Origin of the sequence: Paenibacillus sp. AR247 (assembly GCF_002968895.1) — a bacterium.
GTDB classification, from domain to species: Bacteria; Bacillota; Bacilli; order Paenibacillales; family Paenibacillaceae; genus Paenibacillus_AQ; species Paenibacillus_AQ favisporus.
In genome coordinates, this window is the sequence record NZ_PCZT01000112.1 from 1 (window position 1) to 925 (window position 925).

Genomic DNA, 925 nt, shown 5'->3' on the forward strand with positions numbered 1-925 from the left:
CGAACCTGGTCATTCCGATCGGCGAGGACGTATGCCGGCGCTAAACGGTGTGACTGACTGGGCATCGGATAACAAGGATCTGATCAAAAACCTGGCCCTCGGTGTTCCGGCAGCCATGCTGACCAAGAACGCTGTATCCATGGGCAAGGATTTTACCAAGGTTGGGAAGTCGTTTTTGACACGACGAACGGGGTCAGTAAATTCCAAAAGACCCTTGGTATGATGACGAGCCCTGTAGGGATCGCTGTAGGGGCTGTTGGGCTTGTTACAGCTGCTGTTATCTCTTACAAAAACCATCAAAAAGAAGCGCGGGAAGAGCTTCTTAACATGGGTGACACGTTGCAAAAGTCCTTTGATGATTATGGTGCTCTCGATTACCAGACCAAACGGACCCAGAACCTGATCCGTGAGTATGATCGTCTGACCGAAAAGATCAAAGACTCCAAAACACCCGCAGAAGAGTTGACCGAAGCTAGACGTAAATTGGTGGATGTTGAAAAAGAACTGATCAAGCTCAATCCAGATATCATTAGTGCTGAGGATGCTAAGACGGGCATGCTTAGGGACCAGGCGGAAGCGGCTGACAGAATAAATCAAGCAAAGCAACAAATAGCCAAACGTGACCTTGAAGCGTCTGTCATGGATAAAGAGGAACAGCTGCCTGAATTGGTTAAGGAGTATAAGGAGTTACAAGACAGTGTAGAGGGCTACCAACAGGCGTATGAGGATGCCAGCAAGTCCCGGGCTCAATACTATTCTTATATAAACGAACGTGACAAAATTTTGAATTCGACACAGATGGGTAGCCAAGAGCAGAGCGACCAACTCAGTGCCCTTGCTGAAAAAATTTCACAGCAAACAGGGATCTGGAACTTTAAAATGGCTGATCTCGACTACGGCCTGGCCAAGTTCACAGATGCCTACG

The 925-nt window shown here is 48.0% G+C and carries 1 protein-coding gene and 1 pseudogene; both read left to right on the plus strand.

The genetic code is table 11. From position 1 onward, the window contains the following. Positions 1–223: hypothetical protein (locus CPT76_RS38615; RefSeq protein ID WP_219845516.1), on the plus strand; the 223-nt coding region annotated here is incomplete at its 5' end. Beyond that, a pseudogene (locus CPT76_RS36430) lies at positions 220–925 on the plus strand (phage tail tape measure protein); the annotation flags it as partial. The gene CPT76_RS38615 and the pseudogene CPT76_RS36430, both read left to right, overlap by 4 nt.